General features: G+C 46.5%; 1 protein-coding gene. It reads right to left on the minus strand.

What is annotated here, in order from left to right:
* Positions 1–111: 111 nt before the first annotated feature.
* On the minus strand, positions 112–1,329 hold the full coding sequence (locus L696_RS0116545) for an ISL3 family transposase (protein WP_025684644.1): 1,218 nt from the start codon (positions 1,327–1,329) through the stop codon (positions 112–114).
* Positions 1,330–1,452 lie beyond the last annotated feature (123 nt).

Raw genomic sequence — 1,452 nt, forward strand, 5'->3', positions numbered from 1 at the left:
GGCTCTTCGCTCTATTGGATGGGTAACGCCGTATAGAAATAGGTTCATAGTCAAGCTTGTTTCAGTAGATTCTTAAAGAAATGGTATAAAGGGAACGGGGTAAAAATGGGTTTAGGGCCTGTGTGCTGCAAGTGCTGGAAGCCGATGTTTATTCGCAGTCATGTAGACCATAGCTATTAGATTATGGACGTTTCTGTACCCACGTGCTTTTCGTTTGGCTGCTTGCACTAATCCATTTATGCCTTCAAGCAGACCATTGGTCATCCGGCTGTGAAACCAACGCAGAATGCCTTCTTCATGTTGTTTCACGGTCTTCGCCAGATCCATCATCGCTCCCAACTGTGAGCGCCTAGCCCAGCCTAACCACTCCCGTAAATAGACGTCAGCAAAGACGTGCGGGGTCGTCCATAGTTCCTGCATGGCTAATTTTAAGCGGTAGGCTCTGCCTGTTTTTAGGTTTTTGTCCTTCAGGCTTTCCAAGGTATCTCGCTGCTCTGCCTTCAAGTTCGTTTTGTTCTTTAACCATAGATATTTGGTTCGCTTGAGCCCAGGTTCTTCTTTCTGCTCGGCTTTACGCACCTCATCCACGGCTTCATTCACCATCTTCATGACGTGGAACTTATCAAAGGTCATTTCGGCTGTGGGGAAATGCTCTTCAATACCTCGAATAAAGGCGGGAGACATATCGCAGCAGATTTCCTGTATTTGTGCCGATTCTACGCCTTTTTGTAGTAAATACTGGTTGAAACGCGCTAAGGTATCTTTGCCTTTTCCTTCGGTTGCAAAAAGTACCGTTTTGGTGTCCACATCCACAAACAAGGTAATGTAGCGGTGACCCCGACGCGAGGACGTTTCGTCGATGGCGATCCGCCGAACTAAGCTGACGTCCAGTTCGGTCATGGCTCGATTGACGTAGTGATGAAAAATCCGCCACATGCGTGTGTCATGTTCTCGTAATTCACGCGCTGCTGCGTTGACGGGCATTTCAGCCATTAAACGCATGGCCCAGGCCTCAAAATCCAAGGTGAAATGCGACAACGGCCGGGACCACTTCACGGGAATCAACGTGATTTTATTACATTGTTTGCAGTCTGTTCGGGGAACCCGGGCATGTAAATAGGTTTTCCATTTCCAAATATCGAGATGGCGCCACTGTTTTTTCTCTGCATCGTAGGCCTTGCAAGGTGCTCCACAATGCGGACAGGCAAACAGGGCTCCTCGTTCAAAATCAATAAATAAGTGCCAAGCTTCTTCTTGCGGGTCATACTCAATATCAGCTAATTTCCAGGGTTCTTCAAGGTCTAACATGAACTTGAACACATCATTCATTAGATTATCCTTTTTGCTTAATGGGGTCCACATGTTCCATCCCGTCCTCTTCCTATTATTACTAGACAGTATGGACACTTTCTCTATTAAACAGACATCTAACATTCACTTTAGCGAAGAAGC

This window comes from Paenibacillus maysiensis, assembly GCF_000520815.1.
GTDB classification, from domain to species: domain Bacteria; phylum Bacillota; class Bacilli; order Paenibacillales; family Paenibacillaceae; genus Paenibacillus; species Paenibacillus maysiensis.

Excerpts from the sequence above, each read along its gene's own strand:
- L696_RS0116545 (WP_025684644.1), bottom strand. The coding sequence starts at position 1,329 with ATGAATGATGTGTTCAAGTTCATGTTAGACCTTGAAGAACCCTGGAAA.